This window comes from Pseudomonas rustica (assembly GCF_018336155.1).
GTDB classification, from domain to species: Bacteria; Pseudomonadota; Gammaproteobacteria; order Pseudomonadales; family Pseudomonadaceae; genus Aquipseudomonas; species Aquipseudomonas rustica.
The window spans coordinates 170,618-194,306 of record NZ_JAGYHF010000001.1 but is presented as its reverse complement, the minus strand read 5'-3'; the positions used below and the strand labels follow the sequence as shown (position 1 = coordinate 194,306).

The following is a 23,689-nucleotide window of genomic DNA, read 5'->3' as shown; positions in this document are numbered from 1 at the left end:
GAGCGGCTATGCACAGTTATGACTATTGGCTGATCCTCGCGTTTTTTGCGTTGGTCTTGCTGCCGGCGCCGTTCCTCGGGCGCTTCTACTACAAAGTGATGGAAGGTCAGCGCACCTGGCTGACGCCGATTCTTGGCCCGGTCGAGCGCGGTTGCTATCGCATCTCCGGTGTCGATCCCGAGGCTGAACAGAGCTGGCAGAAGTACACGCTGGCGCTGCTGGCGTTCAACCTTGCCGGTTTCCTGCTGCTGTTCGCGATTCTGTTGTTCCAGGATCACTTGCCGCTGAATCCGCAGAACCTGCCGGGCCAGGAATGGACGCAGGCGTTCAACACCGCGATCAGTTTCATGACCAACACCAACTGGCAGTCCTACAGCGGCGAAGCGACCCTCAGCTACCTGAGCCAGATGGTCGGCCTGACCGTGCAGAACTTCGTCAGCGCCGCCACCGGCCTCGCCGTACTGGTCGCGCTGTGCCGTGGCATCGGCCGTAAATCGACGAAAACCCTCGGCAACTTCTGGGTCGACATGACTCGCGCCACCCTTTATGGCCTGCTGCCGCTGTGCCTCCTGCTGGCGCTGTATCTGGTCTGGCAAGGAGTGCCGCAAACCTTCGCGCAGTATGTGCATGCGGTGACGATGCAGGGCGTTGATCAAGTGATTCCGCTGGGTCCGGCCGCCAGTCAGATTGCGATCAAGCAACTGGGCACCAACGGTGGCGGCTTCTTCGGCGTCAACTCGGCGCATCCGTTCGAGAACCCGACCGCGTGGAGCAACCTGTTCGAAGTCACCTCGATCATTCTGATCCCGGTGGCGCTGGTGTTCACCTTCGGCCATTACGTCAAAGACCTGCGTCAGAGCCGCGCGATCATCGCCTGTATGTTGGCGCTGTTCTTGATCGGCGGCGCGACCTCGTTGTGGGCTGAATATCAACCGAACCCGACCCTGAACAATGCCGCCGTTGAACAGACTGCACCGCTGGAAGGCAAGGAAGCACGTTTCGGCACAACCGCTACCGTGCTCTGGTCGGTGACCACCACGGCCGCGTCGAACGGTTCGGTCAACGGCATGCACGACAGCCTCAACCCGCTCAGCGGCATGGTCGCGCTGGTCAACATGATGGTCGGTGAAGTGATCTTCGGCGGCGTCGGTGCCGGACTCTACGGCATGTTGCTCAACGTGCTGATCGCAGTGTTCCTCGCCGGTTTGATGATCGGCCGAACCCCGGAATACCTCGGGAAAAAACTCCAGGCGCGGGAAGTGCAATTGCTGGTGGTGACCTTGCTGGTGATGCCGGTCGGCGTGCTGGTGCTCGGTGCGATTGCCGCAGCGGTGCCCAGTGCTGCGGCGACCATCAGCAACCCTGGCCCGCACGGTTTCAGCCAGTTGCTCTACGCCTACACCTCGGCGAGTGCCAACAACGGTTCGGCGTTCGGTGGCCTGAGCGCGAACACGCCGTTCCACAACTTGATGTTGGGTCTGGGCATGTTGATCGGGCGTTTCGGTTACATCCTCCCGGTTCTAGCCTTGGCTGGCAGTCTGGCGATGAAGAAAACCGCACCGATCGGCCAGAACAGCTTCCCGACCCATGGCCCGCTGTTCGTGACCCTGTTGACCGTGACCATTTTGCTGGTGGGCGGCCTGACCTTCCTGCCGACTCTGGCTTTGGGCCCAATCGCTGAACATCTGAGCATGGGCTTCTGAGGACTTATCGATGAATATGCCCGCAATCAAACCCGCTGCCGTCAAGGCGCCGGAACAAGCGAAAACCGCGATCTCGGCCCTGTGGCGCCCGGCGCTGGTGCAAGCTTTCGTCAAACTCGACCCTCGGCAGCTGAAGCGTTCGCCGGTGATGCTGGTGGTCGAACTGACGGCGATTTTCACCACCGTGCTGTGCTTCCTCCCGGATGCCGACGTGCCGACCTTTGTCGCCGCACAAATCGCCCTGTGGCTGTGGTTCACCGTGCTGTTCGCCAACTTCGCCGAGGCCTTGGCCGAAGGTCGCGGCAAGGCCCGCGCCGACAGTCTCAAGGCTGGCAGCGAAGGCCTCAGCGCTCGACGCAAACAAGCCAATGGCAGCTTTCAAGTGGTGCCTGCGGCAAGTCTGCGCAAGGGCGATGTGGTGCGCGTCGAAGCCGGGGAAATGATCCCCGGTGACGGCGAAGTCATCGAAGGCATCGCGGCGGTCAACGAAGCGGCGATCACCGGTGAATCCGCGCCAGTGATTCGCGAGTCCGGTGGCGACCGTTCGGCCGTCACCGGCAACACCCGACTGGTGTCCGACTGGTTGCTGGTGAAGATCACCGTCAACCCGGGCGAGTCGACCCTCGATCGCATGATCGCCCTGGTCGAAGGCGCCAAACGCCAGAAAACCCCGAACGAAGTGGCGCTGGATATTCTGCTGATCGGCCTGACGTTGATCTTCCTGTTGGTCGTGGTGACCCTGCAACCGTTCGCCCATTTCGCTAACGGCAGCTTGCCGCTGGTGTTTCTGGTGGCGCTGCTGGTCACGCTGATTCCGACCACCATCGGCGGTCTGCTTTCGGCCATCGGTATTGCCGGGATGGATCGTCTGGTGCGCCTCAACGTCATCGCCAAGTCTGGCCGTGCGGTAGAAGCGGCGGGCGACGTGCACGTGCTGCTGCTCGACAAGACCGGCACCATCACTTTCGGTAACCGTCGCTGCAGCGCGGTGTATGCCGCGCCGGGTGTGAATGGTCGTGAGTTGGCCGAGGGCGCGCTGTTCGCCTCGCTGGCCGACGACACCGCTGAAGGCAAGTCGATCGTCGAATACCTGCGCGGTCTGCATCCGCAAGCTGAACCGGCGCCGGAAACGCTGACGGGCGTGCCGTTCAGCGCCGAGACTCGTTTATCCGGCGTCGACTATCAGGGCCGTGTGTATCGCAAAGGCGCGGTGGATTCGCTGCTGAGTTTCCTCGGTCAGAAACGCGCGGATCTGGCCCCGGCGCTGGCGCGGGAAATCGACAAGATCGCGCAGAGCGGTGGCACGCCGTTGCTGGTTTGCGCGGACGGTAAATTGCTCGGCGCGATCCACCTCAAGGACGTGGTCAAACCGGGGATTCGTGAGCGTTTTGCAGAGCTGCGCAAACTCGGGATTCGCACCGTGATGGTCACTGGCGACAACCCGCTGACCGCTGCTGCGATTGCTGCTGAAGCAGGTGTCGATGATGTGCTCGCCGAAGCCACGCCAGAGAAAAAACTCGCGCGTATTCGTCACGAGCAAAACGACGGTCGTCTGGTTGCGATGTGCGGCGACGGCGCTAACGATGCCCCGGCGCTGGCCCAGGCTGACGTTGGTATGGCGATGAACGACGGCACACAAGCGGCGCGTGAAGCGGCGAACATGGTCGATCTCGACAGCGACCCGACCAAGCTGCTCGACGTGGTGCAGATCGGCAAGGAATTGCTGGTGACCCGTGGTGCGCTGACGACCTTTTCCATCGCCAACGACGTGGCCAAATACTTCGCCATTCTGCCAGCGCTGTTTGCCTCGATTTATCCGCAACTGGGGGTGCTGAACATCATGCAGTTGACCAGCCCGCAGAGCGCGATTCTCTCGGCGATTGTGTTTAACGCATTGATCATCGTTGTGCTGATTCCGCTGGCATTGCGCGGCGTGCGCGTGCAGGCAGCGAGTGCGGCGGCGTTGTTGCGGCGCAATCTGTTGATCTATGGATTGGGCGGGATTCTGGTGCCGTTTGTGGGGATCAAGGCGATCGACATGCTGCTCACGGCGTTGCATTTGGTTTGAGGCTGGAAGAGCCCCTCACCCTAGCCCTCTCCCGGAGGGAGAGGGGACTGACCGAGGTGTTTTTGAGAGGTACACCGACTTGAGATACCGAGCTGAACGCAGGTTTTGAAAAGCACAGCGATCGGCTCCCTCACCCTAGCCCTCTCCCGGAGGGAGAGGGGACTGATTGAGGGTGTTATTGAGAGCTGCACCGACCTGAGCTATCGAGTCGAACTCAGGTTTTGAAAAGCACAGCGATCGGCTCCCTCACCCTAGCCCTCTCCCGGGGGGAGAGGGGACTGACCGAGTGGTTTGTGAGAGCTGCACCGACCTGAGCTATCGAGTCGAACTCAGGTTTTGAAAAGCACAACGATCGGCTCCCTTTCCCCTCGCCCCCTTGGGGGAGAGGGCTGGGGTGAGGGGGAAGCGATCCCCCTGACACCCCACAAAAAATCTGCCCAACGAATTCGAGGATTTTGAAATGTCCACAATGATACGTCCCGCCCTCAGCCTGCTGGTACTGATGACCCTGGTCACCGGCGTCGCTTACCCGCTGGTGGTCACTGGCATCGCCCAGGTCGCTTTCCCCGAGCAAGCCAACGGCAGCCTCGTCCACGATGCCGCCGGCAAAGTCCGCGGCTCATCCCTGATCGCTCAGGATTTCGTCGGCGATGCCTGGTTCCATCCACGTCCTTCCGCCGGCGCTTTCGCCACGGTTTCCAGCAGCGCCAGCAACCTCGCGCCGAGCAACCCGGCACTCGCCACGCGGGTGATCGACGACGCCAACAAATTGCAGGTGCCAGGCCAGGGCCCGGTGCCGTTGGCGCTGTTGACCACCTCCGGCAGCGGCCTCGATCCGCACTTGCCACCGGCGGCAATTGCCTATCAACTGGCGCGAGTCGCGGCAGCGCGCAACCTGCCGGTCGCGACCGTGCAGCAACTGCTCGATGCGCACATCGAACAGCCGCTGGTGGGGCCGCCGGTGGTCAATGTGCTGGAGCTGAACATGGCACTGGAAAAGCTGTAGAGATGATCGTTCCCACGCTCTGCGTGGGAATGCATCAATGGACGCTCCGCGTCCGCTTTGGTGGGACGCAGAGCGTCCCGGGCTGCATTCCCACGCAGAGCGTGGGAACGATCATCAGGAAGAGAGAGCATCAAGCATGAGCGACTCCGGCCGCGCCGACGCACTGTTAGCAGACCTGCCCCGCGATGGCCGTGGCCGGCTCAAGGTTTTCCTCGGCGCCGCCCCCGGTGTCGGCAAAACCTACGCCATGCTTCAGGCCGCGCACACGCAACTCCGTCAGGGCGTAAAAGTCCTCGCCGGCGTCGTCGAAACCCATGGCCGCGCCGAAACCGAAGCGCTCCTTGGCGGCTTACCGCAGCAACCGCTGCTGCGCTCGGAATACCGTGGCGTGATGCTCGAAGAAATGGATCTCGACGGCATCCTCGCGGCCAGACCGAAACTGGTGCTGGTCGACGAACTGGCCCACAGCAACGCCCCCGGCAGTCGCCACGACAAACGCTGGCAAGACATTCAGGAATTGCTCGCCGCCGGCATCGACGTGTTCACCACGGTCAACGTCCAGCACCTTGAAAGTCTTAACGATCAGGTACGCGGCATCACCGGTGTGCAGGTGCGCGAAACCCTGCCGGACTGGGTGCTGCAAGAAGCCTACGAACTGCTGCTGATCGACCTGCCGCCGCGCGAATTGCTCGAGCGTCTGCGCGAAGGCAAGGTCTATGTGCCGGAACAGGCGCGCGCGGCGATCGATGCGTTTTTCACCCAGACCAACCTCACTGCATTGCGCGAACTGGCGATGCAAACCGCCGCCGCGCAAGTCGATAACGATCTCGCCCAAGGCTATCGCCAACTCGGTCAAGCCGCGCCGGCGGTGCGTGGCAGATTGTTGGTCGGAGTCGATGGCGACGCGCAGGCCGAACGCCTTGTGCGCCACGCCAGCCGTGTCGCGCAGCGTCGGCATTTGCCGTGGAGTCTGGTGCACGTCGACAACGGCAGTGTGCGCGACGAGCAATCGCGGCTGCGCCTGCAAAGCGCTCAGCAGTTGGCCGAGCGCCTCGGTGGTGAAGTGGTTTTATTGCGCGCCGGTGAGGTGGCGAAAACCCTGATTCAGCACGCCGCTGAACGTCGGGCGAGTCTGGTGCTGGTCGGCCAGTCGCGACCGCGTTTGCGTCGTCGACTGTTCGGTGGTGGTCTCGCAGCGCGTTTGCTGCGCCAGGCCCACGGTCTGGAAATCAACGTCCTCGACAGCGATCACCAACAGCATCAACCGCGCCAACGCAATCCGCTGACGCTGGTGTGGTTCGATTACGCGCTGGCATTGGTCGCCACGCTGTTGGCCAGTGCTTTGGCGTGGGCGGTGTCGAGTGTGTTGCCGCTGCCGAACATCTCGCTGGTGTTCCTCGCGGCGGTGTTGCTGGTGGCGGTGCGCAGCAGCCTCGGCCCGGCGCTGGCCTGTGCCGCGCTGTCGTTTCTGACTTACGATTTTCTGTTCATTCCGCCGAATTTTTCCTTCAGCATCCAGCGCGAAGAAGACGTGCTGACCCTGCTGTTTTTCCTGTTGATGGCGGCGCTCACCGGCAACCTTGCGGCGCGTCAGCGTCGACAATTGCAGGCGTTGCGCGACACCCAGGAAGAGACCACCGAGCTGCTCGATCTGTCACGCAAACTGACGGCCGCAACTGATCGTCAAGCCGTGGTCAGCGCCGCCGCGCAACACCTCAACGGCTGGAGCGATCTGCAACTCTGCCTGCTCAATCGTGACGGCCAGGGCGGCTGGAAAATCGAGACCGGCGGGCCGCTGCAATTCACTGAATCCGAACGCGCCGCCGCCGATTGGGCCTGGCAACACGATCAACCGGCGGGCATGGGCACCGGCACGTTGCCGTTCGGGCGTTGGTGGTGGTGGCCATTGTCGGTCGAGGATGGGCCGCTGGCGCTGCTCGGCGTCTGCGCCAAAGAAGGCCAGACCTTGAGCGGCCAGCGCCGACGTCTGCTGACCGCGTTGAGCCAGCCGCTGGCGCAGGCACTGGCCCGCGCGCAACTGGCCGACGATCTCGAAGCCGCACGCCTGCATGGCGAAACCGAGCAATTGCGCAGTGCGCTACTGGCCTCGGTTTCACATGATTTGCGCACGCCGTTGACCGCCATGCGCGGTAGCATCGACAGCCTGTTGGCGCTCGGCGAAGCAATCCCGTTGGAGGATCGCCGCGAGCTGCTTGAAGGCACTCGTGATGAAGCCGAACGCCTTGACCGCTATATCCAGAATCTGCTCGACATGACCCGCCTCGGCCACGGCGCGTTGAAGCTGGCGCGGGACTGGGTGTCACCGGCGGACATCGTCGGCAGTTCGCTCAATCGTCTGCGCGCGGTGCTGGCGCCGTTGCAGGTCAGCACCGAGGTGCCGGCCGAGTTGCCGTTGCTGTTCGTGCATGCAGCGCTGATCGAGCAGGCGTTGGTCAACGTGATGGAAAACGCCGCACGGTTTTCGCCAAACCACGGTCGTCTGGAGTTACGCGCCGGCGCCGATGACAGCGAGATTTTCTTCTCGGTCAGTGACGAAGGCCCGGGGATTCCCGAAGACGAGCGCGCGAAGATTTTCGATATGTTCTACACCGCCGCACGCGGTGATCGCGGCGGGCAGGGCACCGGTCTCGGGCTGGCGATCTGTCAGGGCATGGTCGGTGCGCATGGCGGACGAATCACCGTCGCTGACGGCATCGAAGGTCGCGGCACTTGCATCGCTCTGCACCTGCCGTTGCAGGCGCAACCGGGGATGGACAATGAAGCCTGATGCCGACTGCGCTACTCTCTTGCCCATCTTTTCTGTTGATGTGAATTCATGAGCCAGACCGCGACCATTTTGGTCATCGACGACGAACCGCAGATCCGTAAATTCCTGCGCATCAGCCTCGCCTCACAAGGCTACAAAGTGCTCGAGGCTGGCACCGGCGCCGAGGGCCTGGCGCAAGCGGCGCTGAATAAACCGGACTTGCTGGTGCTCGACCTCGGCCTGCCGGACATGGACGGCCAGCAAGTGCTCCGTGAGTTTCGCGAATGGGCCACGGCGCCGGTGCTTGTGTTGTCGGTGCGTGCCAGTGAAGGGCAGAAGGTCGAGGCACTGGATGGCGGCGCCAACGACTACGTGACCAAGCCGTTCGGCATTCAGGAATTTCTTGCGCGGGTGCGGGCGTTGTTGCGTCAGGCGCCGGCGGGGGAGGCGCAACAAGCGGCGTTGAGTTTTGGCCCGCTGACCGTGGATCTGGCCTATCGGCGGGTGCTGCTCGACGGCGTTGAAGTGGCGCTGACTCGCAAGGAATACGCGGTGCTGGCGCAACTGGCGCGGCATCCGGGAAGGGTCATCACCCAACAGCAATTGCTTAAGGATATCTGGGGGCCGACGCACACCGAGGACAGTCATTATCTGCGGATCGTAGTGGGGCATTTGCGGCAGAAACTGGCGGATGATCCGACGCGACCACGGTTTATTGTGACGGAGGCGGGGGTTGGGTATCGGCTGTTGAGTGAGGTTGGCTGAGCGCCTCATCGCGAGCAAGCTTTGCTCCTACGGGTACGGAATCATGCAAAACCTGTAGGAGCAAAGCTTGCTCGCGATAAGGCCCTAAAATCCTCACAAAGCAATCAGCTCCGATCTCCCTGCTCACTCTCATACCGATCCATCGTATCCCGCGCAATCTCCCTGCCCAGCGCGATCAATTCCGGCGCTTTGTAAAACTCGAAAAACCGGCAAACCCGCTTCGGCACGTTGATCAAAATATCCGGCGGATACCCGGCAATCTTGTACTGCGCCAACGAAGTCTGCATCACCTCGAAACTCTGGTTGATCAGATCCAGCAATGACGCCGGCCCGACGTTATCGATGATGAACGAACCCGTCGCCGATTTCGGTGCGCCTTCACGCTCAGGCGCGGCGGCCGGTTGCTGATTATCGGGGTCGGCGCCTTCCAGCCACGGATTGATATCCGCCGCTTCCGCACGCAACGCTTCCTGTTCCAGCTTCAACAACTGTTCAGCCTGGGTGCGGCGAAACGGCATCTTCGAGCCCAACGAACTGATCAGACTGTCGAAACGCGAACGAAACGCCGGCGGACGCTGGATCACCGGCAGTTTGTAATGCCGCTGGTTGGTCGAGTTGAGATTGACCGCGATGATCAAATCACAGTGGCTGGACACCACCGGCACGATCGGCAGCGGGTTGAGAATGCCGCCATCGACCAGCATGCGATTGCCTTGCATCACGGGCGTGAACAGGCTGGGAATCGCCGCTGAAGCGCGCATGGCCTGGTGCAGACAGCCTTCCTGAAACCAGATTTCCTGTTGATTGGTGAGGTCGGCGGCGACGGCGGTGTAGGGGATGCGCAGGTCTTCGATATTGATCTCGCCGACGATTTTGCGGATCTGCCCGAAAACTTTTTCACCGCGAATTGCGCCGAGGCGGAAGCTGACATCGACCAGGCGCAGCACGTCGAGATAGTCGAGGCTTTCGATCCAGTTGCGGTATTCATCGAGTTTGCCGGCGGCGTAGATACCGCCAACCACCGCGCCCATCGAACAACCGGCAATGCAGGCGATTTCGTAACCGCGTTTTTCGATTTCTTCAATGACTCCGATATGGGCATAGCCCCGGGCGCCACCGGAGCCCAGTACCAGCGCGACACGCTTTTTCATCCAGCTTCCTCCCGACAAGGTTGCACAATGCACCCATCGGGCAAGCGGCTCAATCGCTGAGGTCGCTCAGCGGCGCAGTCGCGTCGTTTTTTCGATACTTCATGGCCGCGCGGGGCTATCCTTTTCGCCACCGCAGAATCACGGCCGCACAAGGCACTTTTTCGCCGCCGAACCGTCTTACCTGCACGACTGTTGACCTATTTTTGAGGTGTAAGTGATGAAAGCCTGGATCTGTGTGCCCTTGATCGCCCTGGCATTGGCCGGTTGCGCCGGCAAGACTGCGTACCGCGACAGTTGCGGCAGCCAACTCGACACGGCGTGGCATGAGCTGGATCTGGCCAAGGCCGAAGGCTTTGCCGGCACCGTCAGTTATTCCAAAGCGCTGTCGTTGCTGACGGCGGCCAAAACCCAGCAGCAATTCGAAGGTTTCGAAGGTTGTGCGAGCAAGGCCGAGAAGGCGCGTTTCTACATTCGCGAATCCCGCGCCGGCCGTTAAGCGGCTGACCTGAAGCAAGGATGCTGCGCTGACGAAGCGCCAGACTCCTCCCCAAGACGTTCTGAAGGAGCAAGTGATGTCTGCGTTGGTTGATCGGTTGGTGGCTCATATCCTGAGCATTGAAGTGCGATTGCTCAGTTGCCAGGCGCGGCTGACGGCGCGTACTGATCCTGAAGCGCTGCACGATCTGCGCACTACGGTGCGCCGCTTGCGCAGCTTGTTGCGGCCATTGCGCGGCTTGCCCGGGGTTGAGCAACTGGAAGACGCGGCCTCGGCAGTCGGCCAATTGACCACGCCGTGGCGCGATCGTGAAGTGCTCGCGGCTTACTTGCTCGAACACGATCAACCGCTAGCAGCGCAGCGGCGCATGGCGCAGATGGCGGAGGCTTACCCGGCACTGGCGGCGAGTGCCGAAGTGGCTTCGCTGCTGATGATTCTCGACGCTTTTCCGCGATTTATTCGTGCGTCTCAGCGTCAGGGCTTGCTCAAAGGCCTGGCTAAACGCATCGAAAAACGCCTCGGCAAACAATGGAAGAATCTCGATCAGGCGCTGCACGATCCGGCGCATGACCGCCATCGTCTGCGTCTGTTGATCAAGCGTGTGCGTTACGGCATCGAGGCGTATCCAGAACTGGATCGTCTGCCGGAAGCGGCGCTGCCACGCTTGAAGTCTGCGCAAGGGGCTCTGGGCGATTGGCACGATTGCTGGCAGTGGCTGGCGAAAGCCGAACTGGAAACCGATCTGCAACCGTGTGTCGCCACCTGGCAGGCAGGTTTGATCAAAGCCGAGGCCAAGGCTGATCGTGTGCTCGAAAAACTCAGCCGCACCTGCTTCAAATCCTGAAGACACCGCATCACCCCCTGTAGGAGCTGCCGCAGGCTGCGATCTTTTGATCTTGTTTTTCAACATCAAAAGATCGCAGCCTGCGGCAGCTCCTACAGGGAGTGGTGTCTGATCTGTCAGCGCATTTGACCGGAATAGACGCTGCGGTGCTCTCCGGCTGTGGTTAAGATCCCTGCATTCATTTTCGTTTCTGAGGTTGCCATGCGCTTTTGTGATCTGCTCGATGCGGTGCGCCGCCAGCCGGAACTGTCGATCCCCGCCGAATGGGCTCAGGGCCGCGCCAGTTTTGGTGGCCTCGTCGCCGCGCTGCAATACGAAGCCATGCGCGCCAAGGTGCCGGCGGATCGACCAGTGCGTTCGCTGGCGATCACCTTCGTCGGCCCGGTCGAGCCGGAAGTCCCGGTGAGTTTTGAAGTGGATGTGCTGCGTGAAGGCAAAGCCGTCAGCCAGGTGCTGGGCCGGGCGATGCAGAACGGTCAGGTGGTCACGCTGGTGCAAGGCAGTTTTGGCGCCTCGCGTCCTTCGGAAGTGGCGATTGCCGCTGAGCCTGCGCCGGACATGAAGCACTGGGACGAATGTCAGGAACTGCCGTACATCAAAGGTGTGCTGCCGGAATTCATGCGCCACCTGGCGATGCGCTGGACGATCGGCGGTTTGCCGTTCACCGGTAATTCTTCGCGGGACATGGGCGGTTGGGTGCGTTTGCGTGGCGACGTGAAGGAAGAGCCAGTGACCGAGGCGCACATTCTCGCGCTGGTCGACGCCTGGCCGCCGTCGCTGCTGCCGCATCTGAAGAAACCGGCCATGGGCAGCACGCTGACCTGGACCATCGAATTCGTCCAGCCGTTACGTGAATTGAGCACGCTGGACTGGTGCAAGTACCGCGTGGAAACCGAGTACGCCGCCGACGGCTACGGGCATGCCGCCGCCAAGCTGTGGAGCGCGGAGGGCGAGTTGATTGCCATGAGTCGGCAGACCGTCACGATCTTCGCCTGACTCAATGCCGACGGTGACGCTCTCGCCAGGCGCGCCACCAGCCGCCGCTGAGAAAGAACCGTGGAAAAGTCAGAAACTGCTCGACCAGCAAACGTGAAATCGCGTCTTTGCGATCACTGAATGGCTCGGAGGCTTGCGCCTCCAAGCGGTGACCGTGGCGCTGCAAGCCCAGCGCCGCGACGATGCCAATCACGCCGATGGCGACACTGGCCAGGCTCAGACTGAACACGCCAGAGACGATCAACAAAAACGCCACGATGAACAACGGCACGGCAATCAGGTGCAACACCAGATTGGTCGGGTGCTGATGATTGCCCGGGTACGCGCGCCATTGCCACGCGGGAAGGTTGGGGTGACGTTTGCCCATGATGTGGCTACTCCTCGATCCATGTTGATTGCATGGATGAAGAATAGGCCGGGCCGGGAAGGGCGGCGAATCGAGGTTGGCTATTGAAGTGATAGGCGTCATGTTCGGATTCGATGTCTGCCCATCTGACGCCTTCGCGAGCAAGCCCGCTCCCACAGTGATCTCCAGTGAACACCCATTTTGTGAACTCCAGTGAAACCTGTGGGAGCGGGCTTGCTCGCGAAAAGGCCCTCAGAGTTTCAACTGCCCAATCGCCTTGCTCAATTCCCCAGCCAACGTCGCCAACTCATTACTGGTTGTCGCCGAATCCACCGTCTGCTGCACGGTGTTCTCGGTCACATCGCGAATGCTCACCACCGCCCGATTCATCTCCTCGGCAACCTGACTCTGCTGCTCAGCCGCCACGGCAATCTGCGTATTGCTCTCGCGCATCTGCGCCACTGCGCCGGTGATCTCGGCCAGCGCCGCGCCAGCCTCCTGCGCCTGCTGCACACAATCGTCTGCCTTATACGAACTCTCCTGCATGAAATCCACCGCGTCGCGCGTGCCGGCCTGCAGCGCCGAGACCATCGTGGTGATCTCATCAGTCGAAGCCTGCACACGTTTCGCGAGGTGGCGCACTTCATCAGCGACCACCGCAAAACCACGGCCCATTTCCCCGGCACGCGCGGCCTCGATGGCAGCATTGAGAGCAAGCAGATTGGTCTGCTCGGCGATGCTGTGAATCACGCTGACCACACCGTTGATCTTCTGACTGTCTTCAGCCAAGCGTTGAATCATTTCGGCCGTCTGCTGCACGCCGCTGGACAGACCGGCGATCGATTGCTGCACCCGCGCCACCACTTGCTGACCACTGCCGGCCAGACCGTCAGCGGTCTGCGACAAATCGCGGGTGGCGCCCGCGTGCTGGGCGATGTGATAGACCGTGGCGGTCATTTCATTGATCGCCGTGGCCGCTTGATCGGTTTCACTCTGCTGGCCGAGCATGCCGTGACGCACTTCGTCCATGCTCGCCGCCAGCCGCGCCGCGCCGACATCCAATTGCCGCGCGGTGTTGGCGACAGTGGTGACCACACGCTGATAACCCGCCTGCATCGCGTTGAACGCACTGGCCATCTGCCCGACTTCATCTGTGCAGGCCAATGGCACGCGGGCCGAGAGGTCGCCGCTTTTCTCGACGTGCAGCATCACGTCTTTCAGGGTGTTGAGTTGGCTGAGCAGGAAGCGGATCAATAGTTGTGAGGCGCCGAGCATGGCCAGCATCAGGATCAAGACGGCCACGGCGAAGTTGGCGAAACGCTCATCGAATACCTGCGCCAGGCTCGGGCCATAAGCGATCACGGCGACGCGTTGACCGTCGGCACGGCTGAACACCTCGGCGCCCATCAACGGGTTTTTGCCGAACAATGGCATCGGGTTGATCTCGATCCAGCCGTTGCTGTCGGCGATTTCCAATAACGGTTGATCGTTGAGGCGCGGTGCTTCACCGCGTTTGAAGGTCAGCACTTGATCGGCTTTGGGCAGCGCTTGCCCGACCGGCCAGGCCTTGAGCAACTGCGCCTGAGCCTGCGCGGAGGCCTTTGATGCATGACTGCGCGCCTGTTGTTCGAGGTGTACGGCGTACAACACCAGCAGCAGGGTTGTAACGAAGGCGACCGCGTTGACCGCCCAGAATTTATATTTCAGCGAGATATTGCTAAGCCAGGCACCCATGGAGGTCTTCTCTGATAGCGGAAACAGCATTGGCAAGGTGCCAGTATTGTGCCGCTATGCAGATCTGCAGAACTTGATGTACATCAAAAGACCACACAGTCCCCTGTGGGAGCGGGCTTGCTCGCGAATGCGGTGTGTCATTTAAATCATTTTTGCCTGACACAGCGCTTTCGCGAGCAAGCCCGCTCCCACAGGAGGAATTTGGTGGGTCAGGGGAGGGTGGGGAGATTGAAGAATGCGCGGGCGCACGCGGTGGTGTGTGCAGCCAGGTCTTCCTCAGTTTCCCCGCGATGCAGCGCCACTTCGCGCAACACCTCCGTCAGATACGCCGGCTCATTACGCCCGTTCTTCGGTTTCGGTCGCAACGTACGCGGCAACAAATAAGGCGCATCGCTTTCCAGCATCAGCCTTCCGCGTTTGATCTCTTTTACCAGCGGATGCAGATGCGTGCCCCGACGCTCGTCGCAGATCCAGCCGGTAATGCCGATGTGCAGATCCATGTCGAGATAACTGAACAGCGCTTTTTGCTCACCGGTAAAGCAATGCACCACCGCAGCAGGCAACTGATCGCGGAAGCCTTTCAGTATCTCCAGTAGTCGCTGACTGGCATCGCGCTCGTGCAAAAACACCGGCAACTGCAGCTCAACGGCCAGCGCCAGATGTTCTTCCAACACCTTCTCCTGCTGCGGGCGCGGGGAGAAATCGCGATTGAAATCCAGCCCGCATTCGCCCACCGCGACCACGTTCGATTCCTTCAGCAAACTGCGCAAACGCCCCGCGCTGTCAGCGCTCCAGTCACTGGCCGAATGTGGGTGAATGCCGGCGGTGGCGAACAGCCGTTGACCGCTCTCATCCAGTTGCTGACACAGTTCCAGCGCCTGTTCGCTGCCCTCGACGCTGGTGCCGGTCAGCACCAGTTGGCAGACCCCGGCGGCGTATGCGCGGTCGAGTACGGCCTGGTGTTTGTCGGCGAAACTTGGGTTGGTCAGGTTGACGCCGATATCGATGAGTTGCATGGTTGCTACCTCGGGCCGAAGGCCGGAAAGCATACCAGAGCTGTAGATTCATAAGAAAAGCCAAGAACTACAACGAGTTAAAGCTGTCTTTTGATGCCGCGAGACCCGTCTGATTGGCAGCAATGCCAACGCTGTGCCAGTCTCTCGCACCTTGCCAGCGCTCCAGGCGCTCTGTTTTCGTCGGTGATTTCGACCGTTCAGCGGTGAAATTGCCCCGTATTCTTTCCGGAGAGTGGATGGTTCGTCCCTCGGTTTTGTTGCTGTTGTGTGGATCGCTGCTGCTGCCGATGACGGCGGTTGCGCGCCTGCCCGGGCCGCTGCAAGCCGTGCCGGCCACCAAAGTGCGCGATCTCTCGGAGATCCGCAGCAGTCGCGTGCTGCGGGTGTTGGTTAATCAGAGCCGCAACAGCTCCGGCGAAGTCCAGGGGCAGGCCATCGGCGTCGAATACCATCGCTTGCGCGCCTTCGAGCAATACCTCAACGGTCACGCCCGTGACGGTCAGGAAATCACCCTCAAGATCATCCCCAAATCCAAGGATCAATTGCTCGGCGCCTTACAGCGTGGCGAAGGTGATCTGGTGGCGCCGGGAGAATTGCTCGACCTGCAACCGGGTCACGCGGTGGCCAGCAGCGAACCGATCGCCAGCAACGTCCCGCTGATCCTGGTCGGCATCAAGGGCGAGCGACGCTACACCAAGGTTGAACAGCTCTCCGGTAAAACCCTCGCCTTGCCGACTGGCAGCGCAGCGGGGGAGGCCGTCAGCCAGCTGAATCAGAAACTGGCGCTGCACAAACTCGCGCCGATCAAGATCGAATGGGTCGACCCGACACTGGCGGTCGAAGATGTGCTGGAAATGGTGCAGGGCGGGATTTTCCACCTGACCATCGTCGAGCAACCCATCGCCGAGCGTTGGGGCAAGATCCTGCCGAAATTGCGTTTCGACCGACAGTTGATGATCAGCGAACCGGGCGAGGAGTACTGGTTCGTCCGCCGCGACGCGTCAATGTTGCGGGCAAGCATCGATCGCTTCCTGACCGGCTACAAAAAGCCGTCCAACGAAGATGCGGCGTTTCTGCGCATCTACCGTCGCCTCTATCAAGTTCACTATCCGTTGGCCAAGGCTGATCGCCAGCGTCTGGAAAAACTGCGCCCGACCCTGCAAAAACACGCTGACGCGCAAAAAATGGATTGGCTGAACCTGGCGGCGCTGGCGTTCAAGGAGTCCGCGCTGCAACCCAATGCGCGCAGCGGCAGTGGCCCGACCGGGCTGATGCAGATCACCCCGTCCGCCGCGCAACGCGTCGGCGTCGACAATATTCAGAATCTCGATGCGAACGTGCAGGCCGGGGCCAAATACCTCGCGATGATCCGGCGCAAGTTCTTCAACAGTCCCAAGCTAAACGAGCGCGAGCGCATGGCCTTCACGCTCGCGGCTTACAACATCGGCCCGGAGCGGGTGCAAGGCATGCGCGCCGAAGCGCGGCGGCGTGGCTTGAACCCCAATCAATGGTTCTTCCAGGTCGAGCGCATTGCCATGGAGCAGGTGGGAATGGGGCCGGTCAGCTATGTTAATAGTGTGAACAAGTACTACTTGGCGTTCGACCGGGAGCGGGAGTCGTTGGAGCCCGGAGGACAAAAAGTAGCCTCACGCAAATGATCTAATAATTTGATTGTTATGGCGGAATAATTGCGCTTTTATCATGAAATTAACTGATTAATATAGCGGCCAACCAACACACACTTCTCGCAAAACAAGGAATGCTTCCATGAGCTCACTGATCAACAAAGTCCTGTTCACCCGCGCCGGTTACGGTCTGACCATCCTGCGCATCGCTGTCGGTGTGATCTTCGCGGCTCACGGTTCGCAAAAGCTGTTTGGACTGTTCGGTGGTTACGGTTTGTCCGGCACTGCGCAATACATGGACAGCATCGGTCTGCACCCGGGTTACCTGATGGCGACGCTGGCGGGTGGTACCGAGTTCTTCGCCGGTCTGGCGCTGATCATCGGTTTGCTGGTTCGTCCGGCGGCGCTGGGTTTGACCTTCCTGTCGCTGGTGGCGATCTTCACCGTACACATCAGCAACGGTTTGTTCATGGCCAACAACGGTTACGAATTTGCCCTGGCCCTGCTCGGTGGCAGCCTCGCAGTACTGATCGAAGGCGCCGGCAAACTCTCGGTGGATCGCGCCATCGCTGGCTGATCGCAAAACCCGGACAAAAAAAGGCCCGTATCGTGAGATACGGGCCTTTTTGTTTGTTACTGCGACTGGCTTGCTGCGCCGGATTTAACCGCGACGGCGCAGGGCGTCGATACGCTCTTCCAGCGGCGGGTGGCTCATGAACATGCGCGCGAAGCCCTGCTTGATGCCACCGTTGATGCCGAAGGCATTCAGGGTGTCCGGCATATGCACCGGCAGACCTTGTTCGGCGCGCAGACGCTGCAGGGCACCGATCATGGCGCTGGTACCGGCCAGACGTGCACCGGCTTCGTCAGCACGGAATTCGCGTTTACGCGAGAACCACATGACGATCGAGCTGGCCAGAATGCCCAGCACCAGTTCGGCGAAAATGGTCGCCACGTAGTAGGCGATGCCTTGGCCTTCTTCGTTTTTAAAGATCACTTTGTCGACGAAGTTGCCGATGATCCGTGCAAAGAACATCACGAAGGTGTTCACCACGCCCTGGATCAACGCCAGCGTGACCATGTCACCGTTGGCCACGTGGCCGATTTCGTGAGCCAGTACCGCCTTCACTTCATCGGGCGAAAAACGCTCAAGCAGGCCCTGACTGACCGCGACCAGCGCGTCGTTCTTGTTCCAGCCGGTGGCGAAGGCGTTCGCCTCGTAGGCCGGGAAAATACCGACTTCGGGCATCTTGATCCCGGCTTCGCGGGACAATTGCTCGACGGTTTGCAGCAGCCATTGCTCATGCCGGGTGCGTGGCTGGCTGATGATCTGGGTGCTGGTGCTCATCTTCGCCATCCACTTGGAGATGAACAGCGAGAACAGCGAACCGGCAAAACCAAAGACCGCACAGAAAACCAGCAGCTGACTAAGGTTGAGATCAACCCCGTTGGCCGCCATGAACCCGTTGAAGCCGAACAGGCTCAGGGTGATGCTGGCTATCAGCACGACCGCCAGGTTAGTGGCCAAAAACAGCAGGATGCGCATCATGGTTGTAGAAATCTCCTCAAGCTAAAGATGTAGCGTACTGCGGGGTATATAAGGTGCTGCAGCGGGCTATTCAACTGAGTGACTATTTCAAACTGTGTCCTACAGTGAATTCTTCGGTGCAAGGTTCATTTCCCACAACGTAAACCGACAGGGATGACAAACAGCCGCGACCCGTCGCGACTACGTCAGACGCACGTGATCGGTACGAGTCGCAAGTGTAGAAGGCGTACGCAAAGGGTGGGGCGCAGAAGTGTTGCCGAATCAGACAGTGCGCAACGTTCGGGGCGTTGCGCACTGCTGGCCTATTACTGGCGGTAAGACTTGAGGAAGTTGCCGATGCGGCCGATGGCCATTTCCAGATCATCGACGCGCGGCAGGGTGACCACACGGAAGTGATCCGGCCACGGCCAGTTGAACGCCGTGCCTTGCACCACCAGCAGCTTCTCGGAGAGCAGCAGATCGAGAACGAATTTTTCGTCGTTATGGATCGGACAGACTTTCGGATCGATTTTCGGGAACGCGTACAGCGCGCCCATCGGCTTGACGCAACTCACGCCCGGAATGTCGTTGAGCAATTCCCACGTACGGTTGCGTTGTTCCAGCAGACGCCCTTGCGGCAGCACCAGATCATTGATGCTCTGATAGCCGCCCAGCGCGGTCTGGATGGCATGCTGGCTCGGCACGTTGGCGCACAGACGCATGTTCGCCAGCATGTCGATGCCTTCGATGTAGCTCTGCGCGTTGTGTTTCGGCCCGGAGATGGCGATCCAGCCCGAACGGAAACCGGCCACGCGGTAGGACTTCGACAGACCATTGAAGGTCAGGCACAGCAGATCCGGGGCCAGCGACGCGGTGCAGATGTGCACGGCGTCGTCATACAGGATCTTGTCGTAGATTTCGTCGGAGAACACCACCAGGTTGTGTGCGCGGGCGATTTCCAGCATGCCCAGCAACACTTCCTTGGAATACACCGCGCCGGTCGGGTTATTCGGGTTGATGATCACCATCGCTTTGGTGTTCGGGGTGATTTTGGCCTTGATGTCGGCCAGATCCGGGAACCAGTCGGCGCCTTCGTCGCACAGATAATGCACGGCGTTACCACCCGCCAGGCTCACGGCCGCGGTCCACAGCGGATAGTCCGGGGCCGGCACCAGCACTTCGTCGCCGTTGTTGAGCAGCGCCTGCAGCGACATCACGATCAGCTCGGACACGCCGTTGCCCAGGTAGATGTCTTCGATGCCGACACCTTCAACCTGCTTCTGCTGGTAGTACTGCATCACCGCTTTGCGCGCGCTGAACAGGCCTTTGGAATCGCTGTAGCCTTGCGCGGTCGGCAGGTTGCGGATCACATCCTGAAGAATTTCGTCCGGCGCCTCGAAACCAAACGGTGCCGGGTTGCCGATATTCAGCTTGAGGATGCGCTGGCCTTCCTCTTCCAGACGTTTGGCGTGCTTGAGCACCGGGCCGCGAATGTCGTAGCAGACGTTGGCGAGCTTGTTCGATTTGCTGAACTGCATGGCGATGTGATCCCGAAAATGAACGATCCAGACGCTGTATGAACTACCGTACTGGGATTCCTGCGTTTGCATGCCAACCGGGTGCCGGAACGTGACGCTGCAAAAAATCCGTTTGAGTGCATGTAACGCGGCTGCCAGACTGGCATCAAATGAGGCGCAATCATACGTGCCGCTCGATCCGTGGAAAAGGTACAGATCGGGCTTTTTCAGCCGCTGAGGTGTGATGATGGAAAAGTTGGAAAAAACCCTGGAAGAATGGCGTGAGATGCTCGACCCCGAGCAGTACAACGTTTGCCGTCTCAGTGCGACCGAACGACCGTTCTCCGGCAAGTACAATGCGACCAAAACCGACGGTGTTTATCATTGCGTGTGCTGCAATGAGCCACTGTTCGATTCCAAGACCAAATTCGACTCCGGCTGCGGCTGGCCGAGCTTCTACGCGCCCATCGGCGAAAGCGCGATGACCGAAATACGTGACACCACTCACGGCATGATTCGCACTGAAGTGAAATGCGCTCGCTGCGACGCACACCTGGGCCACGTGTTCCCGGACGGCCCGCCGCCGACCGGTCTGCGTTATTGCATCAATTCGGTGTGCCTGAACCTCGAACCACGCGAGTAACCTCACGATAAAACCCCTGTAGGAGCTGCCGAAGGCTGCGATCCTTTGATCTTGCTTTAAAAAACAACGTCAAAAGATCGCAGCCTTCGGCAGCTCCTACAGGGGGGAATCCGATAAATTAAATTGCACACAATTTAATTGCTCGCTATGTTTGCCCTTTGCCACTTCCTGCGGAGCCCGACCCATGAGCGACAACCTGCTGAATATCCCGTGCACCACCATCAAGGGTGAGCAAAAGACCCTCGCCGACTACGCCGGTAAAGCGGTGCTGGTGGTCAATACAGCGAGCAAGTGCGGTTTCACCCCGCAATACACAGGCCTCGAAGAACTGTGGCAGACCTACAAGGATCAAGGCCTGGTGGTGCTGGGTTTTCCGTGCAATCAGTTCGGCAAGCAGGAGCCGGGCAACGAGGGCGCGATCAGTGAGTTCTGCGAGCTCAACTTCGGCGTGAGTTTCCCGCTGTTCAAGAAGATTGATGTCAACGGTGCCGATGCACATCCGCTGTTCGTGCAATTGAAAAAGCGCGCGCCGGGTCTGCTGGGTTCGCAGGGCATCAAGTGGAATTTCACCAAGTTCCTGATCGGCAAGGATGGTCAACTGGTCAAGCGTTTCGCCCCGACCACCAAACCACAGGATCTGAACGGCGAGATCGAAGCGCTGCTGAAATGAACAGCCTGTCCGTCGATTCGATGCAGCTCGACAACCAGTTGTGTTTCAAGCTGTACGCCGCATCCCGCGCAGTGATTCGCGCCTACAAGCCGATGCTCGATCAGCTCGGCCTGACCTACCCGCAATATCTGGTGATGCTGGTGTTGTGGGAGTGGCAGGAAAACGCTCCGGAGCAACCGACGGTGAAAGCGCTGGGCGAACGTCTGGCACTGGATTCCGGGACGCTGACGCCGTTGCTCAAGCGTCTGGAGCAAATGCACTGGGTGCAGCGCCAGCGTTCGGCTCGCGATGAGCGTGAGGTGCATTTGAGCCTGACGCCCGCCGGGCAAGCATTGCGCGAGCAGGTCGGGCCGCTCAAAGCAAAATTGTTGTGCGACAGCGGCGTGGATCTTGATCGGCTCAACGAATTGCGCAACGGCCTCGATCACTTGCTCGGGCAGATCAAGGCTTTGGCGTAATCGGCACCCATAGATCAAGCAGCGCTGCCAGTTCTTCGCGGCGAAACGGTTTGGCCAGATAGTCGCTCATGCCCGCCGCGCGGCAGCGTTCTCGTTCTTCGGACATGGCGTTGGCGGTCAGGGCGACGATCGGCAATTGCGGCCAGCGCCCGCTCTGGCGAATCTGCCGACTCGCTTCGTAGCCGTCCATCACCGGCATGTTGCAGTCCATCAGCACCATGTCGAAATCATGGAATTCCAGTTGATCCAACGCCTCGGCACCGTGAGCCGCGACCACCACTTCGCAACCAAGCTTGCCGAGCATGCCTTTGGCCACCAGTTGATTGACCGGGTTGTTCTCGACCAACAGAACCCGAGCGCGCCGAAGCGAGGGTGCAGCCTCCAGAGGTGTATCACCGACATCGGTGATGTCCGCTTGCAAGGTTCTGCGCAGATTCTGATACAGCGCGTTGCGAGCCAGCGGTCGCGCCTGCTGCTGCAGTGGCGCCAGCGCCGCGGCTTCTTCGCTGGGCAGAAAACTGCCATAAGCGGTGACCAGTAAAATCGGCGCCTTAATGGTGGGGCGCAGGCCGAACAGGCATTCCGGGCAATCGGTGATCAATACGTCAGGCGTGCGGCCCAGCAATGAATCATCAATCGTGCACTGGTCGTATTCGATGCCCCAGCCCGGCAGCAAACTTTTCAGCAGTTCTGCCAGGCCACTACTGCCAGCGGTGATGGCGAGGACTTTGCCATGCAGCGGTGCCGGAGCGATCGCGCGGGTATGGCTGGGCAACGGCAATTCGGCACAGAACTGGCTGCCGAAACCGGCCTCCGAACTGATCGTCAGACGGCCCTGCATGGCTTCGCACAGGTTGTAGGTCAGCGCCAGACCAAGCCCGGTGCCGCCATATTGCCGAGTGATGCCAGCGCCAGCCTGAGTAAACGGCTGGAAGATTTTCACCTGCGCTTCCTGCGCGATGCCGATCCCGGTGTCACAGACTTCGATGCGCACGCCATCCTTATAGGCCGACAAGCGCACATCGACGCGACCGAAACGGGTGAACTTCAGCGCGTTCGACAGCAGGTTGCTGACGATCTGCCGAACCCGGGTCGGGTCGCCGAGTACCAGCGCGGGGAAGTGCGGATCGATCAGGCAGGTCAGTTCGACGCTCGGCGCAGCATTCTGCGAGAGCAGATTGGCGGTGTCCTCGACCAGCGCACCGAGGTCGAACGGAATGTGTTCGAGCTCCAGTTGCCCGGCATCGAATTTCGACAGATCGAGAATATCGTTGAGCAATTCCACCAGCACTTTGCCCGAGTCGTGGGCGATCGCCAGTTGTTGTTGCTGTTCGGCATTCAACGGGCCGTCCAGCGATAGCGCGATCATCCCCAGCAAGCCGTTGAGCGGCGTGCGAATTTCATGACTCATGTTGGCGAGAAACGCCGAGCGTGCCTCGGCCATGTCCAAAGCGGTGCTGCGGGCGACTTCGAGTTCCTGATTGGATTGGCTGAGCCGCGTGTTGATCGCCTTGAGTTCAGCGGTGCGCGAGGAAACGATGGTTTCCAGTTGGCTGAGGTAATCGGTCAGGCGGTTTTCCGCGTTGCGGCGCTGCTGAATTTCCGTGGCGATGTTTTCGAATTGCTGATTGGCGACTTTGACCAGTACACCAATTTCGTCATTGGCATGCCCGGCGGGGCATTCCAGAGTTGTCGGTTCTGCGCTGCGCGGATCGCGACTGCTGAGTTCGCGAATCACCCGCACCAGTGGCTTGGTCAGCATCACGTAGAACAACGCCAGCAGAATGCCGGTAAGAATCAGGCTGCGGGCGAAACCGTTGAGCAAGGTGATTTCCGCCCGGCGCAGAAAGCGGCTGCCGAACGCGTAAGTGTCGACTTCAAGGCTTAGCACCCCTAGCGATTCGGTGGGCAGGTGGTCGAGGTAGAGGCGGTCTTCGAACTGGCGTTTGGCGCCGAACAGGGCATCGCTGATCATCCGGTAGCCGCTTTGCAGCTCGGGACGTTTGACGCTGGCCAGCACCGTATCGTTGTTATCGGTCAGTTGCGCGGAAATGATGGCCGGCGAACGCAGCAGGCCGAGGGTGAGTTCCTGGGCCAGTTCGGCGTCGATGTTGTAAGCGATGCGAGACGCCGGATTGTGGCTGATTTCCAGCAAAGACAGGATTTCACGGTTGATGGAAGCGTCTTCACTGGCATAATCGATGCCGATTTGCAGCAGGCTGAGCAGCGTGCCCAGAATGAACCCGACCAGCACAGTAAGCTTGGCTTGCTTGTACGACAGCCGTTGGGTGAATTTGATATCCATGGGGTGTTGAACCACTTCCGTTTCCCTTCGCTGCTCAAGCATAGTCGATCA

20 protein-coding genes are annotated in these 23,689 nt (G+C 60.3%); 13 read left to right on the top strand and 7 right to left on the bottom strand.

The genetic code is table 11. The features are described 5' to 3' along the window. Nucleotides 1-8 precede the first annotated feature (8 nt). The 5 genes from kdpA (at nt 9) to KFS80_RS00855 (ending at nt 8,309) form a co-directional block, all read left to right on the top strand. A complete protein-coding gene (gene kdpA / locus KFS80_RS00875) occupies nt 9-1,703 on the top strand; it encodes a potassium-transporting ATPase subunit KdpA (protein WP_159811558.1) in 1,695 nt (564 codons plus the stop codon). Nucleotides 1,704-1,713: 10 nt separating this feature from the next. Further along, nucleotides 1,714-3,771: a potassium-transporting ATPase subunit KdpB gene (gene kdpB / locus KFS80_RS00870; protein WP_212543727.1), complete on the top strand. Its 2,058-nt coding sequence runs from the start codon at nt 1,714-1,716 to the stop codon at nt 3,769-3,771. A 460-nt stretch (nt 3,772-4,231) separates the two neighbouring features. Continuing rightward, the gene (kdpC, locus tag KFS80_RS00865; RefSeq protein ID WP_212543726.1) at nt 4,232-4,777 is read left to right on the top strand and encodes a potassium-transporting ATPase subunit KdpC; all 546 of its coding nucleotides are present in this window, start codon (nt 4,232-4,234) and stop codon (nt 4,775-4,777) included. A gap of 136 nt (nt 4,778-4,913) precedes the next feature. Then, nucleotides 4,914-7,565 carry a sensor histidine kinase gene (locus KFS80_RS00860; RefSeq protein ID WP_212543725.1) on the top strand — a complete coding sequence of 884 codons (2,652 nt, stop codon included), beginning with the start codon at nt 4,914-4,916 and terminating at the stop codon, nt 7,563-7,565. Nucleotides 7,566-7,613: 48 nt separating this feature from the next. Next, nucleotides 7,614-8,309 carry a response regulator gene (locus KFS80_RS00855; RefSeq protein ID WP_212543724.1) on the top strand — a complete coding sequence of 232 codons (696 nt, stop codon included), beginning with the start codon at nt 7,614-7,616 and terminating at the stop codon, nt 8,307-8,309. 104 nt (nt 8,310-8,413) lie between these two features. Here the strand turns inward: KFS80_RS00855 and KFS80_RS00850 are convergent, their stop codons facing one another. Beyond that, nucleotides 8,414-9,460, bottom strand: a complete 1,047-nt coding sequence (locus KFS80_RS00850; RefSeq protein WP_212543723.1) for a patatin-like phospholipase family protein — start codon at nt 9,458-9,460, stop codon at nt 8,414-8,416. A gap of 217 nt (nt 9,461-9,677) precedes the next feature. Here KFS80_RS00850 and KFS80_RS00845 point away from each other — a divergent pair, with 217 nt between their 5' ends. From KFS80_RS00845 to KFS80_RS00835, 3 genes are all read left to right on the top strand, one after another. After that, entirely contained in the window at nt 9,678-9,956 is a 279-nt protein-coding gene (locus tag KFS80_RS00845; RefSeq protein WP_053122404.1) for a hypothetical protein, read from the top strand. A 76-nt stretch (nt 9,957-10,032) separates the two neighbouring features. Continuing rightward, entirely contained in the window at nt 10,033-10,800 is a 768-nt protein-coding gene (locus tag KFS80_RS00840) for a CHAD domain-containing protein (RefSeq protein ID WP_053122403.1), read from the top strand. A gap of 201 nt (nt 10,801-11,001) precedes the next feature. After that, entirely contained in the window at nt 11,002-11,796 is a 795-nt protein-coding gene (locus tag KFS80_RS00835) for an acyl-CoA thioesterase (protein WP_053122383.1), read from the top strand. Nucleotide 11,797: 1 nt separating this feature from the next. Here the strand turns inward: KFS80_RS00835 and KFS80_RS00830 are convergent, their stop codons facing one another. From KFS80_RS00830 to KFS80_RS00820, 3 genes are all read right to left on the bottom strand, one after another. Beyond that, nucleotides 11,798-12,163, bottom strand: a complete 366-nt coding sequence (locus tag KFS80_RS00830; protein WP_053122382.1) for a DUF962 domain-containing protein — start codon at nt 12,161-12,163, stop codon at nt 11,798-11,800. Between the two features lie 231 nt (nt 12,164-12,394). After that, entirely contained in the window at nt 12,395-13,876 is a 1,482-nt protein-coding gene (locus tag KFS80_RS00825) for a methyl-accepting chemotaxis protein (protein ID WP_212543722.1), read from the bottom strand. A gap of 209 nt (nt 13,877-14,085) precedes the next feature. Continuing rightward, nucleotides 14,086-14,892 carry a TatD family hydrolase gene (locus KFS80_RS00820; protein ID WP_212543721.1) on the bottom strand — a complete coding sequence of 269 codons (807 nt, stop codon included), beginning with the start codon at nt 14,890-14,892 and terminating at the stop codon, nt 14,086-14,088. A gap of 236 nt (nt 14,893-15,128) precedes the next feature. Here KFS80_RS00820 and KFS80_RS00815 point away from each other — a divergent pair, with 236 nt between their 5' ends. Both KFS80_RS00815 and KFS80_RS00810 read left to right on the top strand, forming a co-directional pair. Then, nucleotides 15,129-16,550: an MltF family protein gene (locus KFS80_RS00815; protein WP_212543720.1), complete on the top strand. Its 1,422-nt coding sequence runs from the start codon at nt 15,129-15,131 to the stop codon at nt 16,548-16,550. A gap of 109 nt (nt 16,551-16,659) precedes the next feature. Continuing rightward, on the top strand, nt 16,660-17,094 hold the full coding sequence (locus KFS80_RS00810; protein ID WP_053122374.1) for a DoxX family protein: 435 nt from the start codon (nt 16,660-16,662) through the stop codon (nt 17,092-17,094). 84 nt (nt 17,095-17,178) lie between these two features. Here KFS80_RS00810 and htpX read toward each other — a convergent pair whose 3' ends face one another. Then, complete coding sequence (gene htpX, locus KFS80_RS00805) at nt 17,179-18,066, bottom strand: protease HtpX (protein ID WP_053122372.1); 888 nt, start codon at nt 18,064-18,066, stop codon at nt 17,179-17,181. Nucleotides 18,067-18,371: 305 nt separating this feature from the next. Then, complete coding sequence (locus KFS80_RS00800; RefSeq protein WP_016770856.1) at nt 18,372-19,583, bottom strand: pyridoxal phosphate-dependent aminotransferase; 1,212 nt, start codon at nt 19,581-19,583, stop codon at nt 18,372-18,374. Nucleotides 19,584-19,809: 226 nt separating this feature from the next. Here KFS80_RS00800 and msrB point away from each other — a divergent pair, with 226 nt between their 5' ends. The 3 genes from msrB to KFS80_RS00785 all read left to right on the top strand — a co-directional run bounded on the left by msrB (nt 19,810) and on the right by KFS80_RS00785 (nt 21,333). Next, nucleotides 19,810-20,205 carry a peptide-methionine (R)-S-oxide reductase MsrB gene (gene msrB, locus KFS80_RS00795; RefSeq protein ID WP_053122371.1) on the top strand — a complete coding sequence of 132 codons (396 nt, stop codon included), beginning with the start codon at nt 19,810-19,812 and terminating at the stop codon, nt 20,203-20,205. Between the two features lie 184 nt (nt 20,206-20,389). Continuing rightward, a complete protein-coding gene (locus tag KFS80_RS00790) occupies nt 20,390-20,875 on the top strand; it encodes a glutathione peroxidase (protein ID WP_212543719.1) in 486 nt (161 codons plus the stop codon). Continuing rightward, complete coding sequence (locus tag KFS80_RS00785) at nt 20,872-21,333, top strand: MarR family winged helix-turn-helix transcriptional regulator (RefSeq protein WP_212543718.1); 462 nt, start codon at nt 20,872-20,874, stop codon at nt 21,331-21,333. Before KFS80_RS00790 ends, KFS80_RS00785 begins: the two co-directional genes overlap by 4 nt. Here the strand turns inward: KFS80_RS00785 and KFS80_RS00780 are convergent. After that, nucleotides 21,317-23,638 carry a hybrid sensor histidine kinase/response regulator gene (locus KFS80_RS00780; RefSeq protein WP_212543717.1) on the bottom strand — a complete coding sequence of 774 codons (2,322 nt, stop codon included), beginning with the start codon at nt 23,636-23,638 and terminating at the stop codon, nt 21,317-21,319. The genes KFS80_RS00785 and KFS80_RS00780 overlap by 17 nt on opposite strands. Between the last annotated feature and the right edge of the window lie 51 nt (nt 23,639-23,689).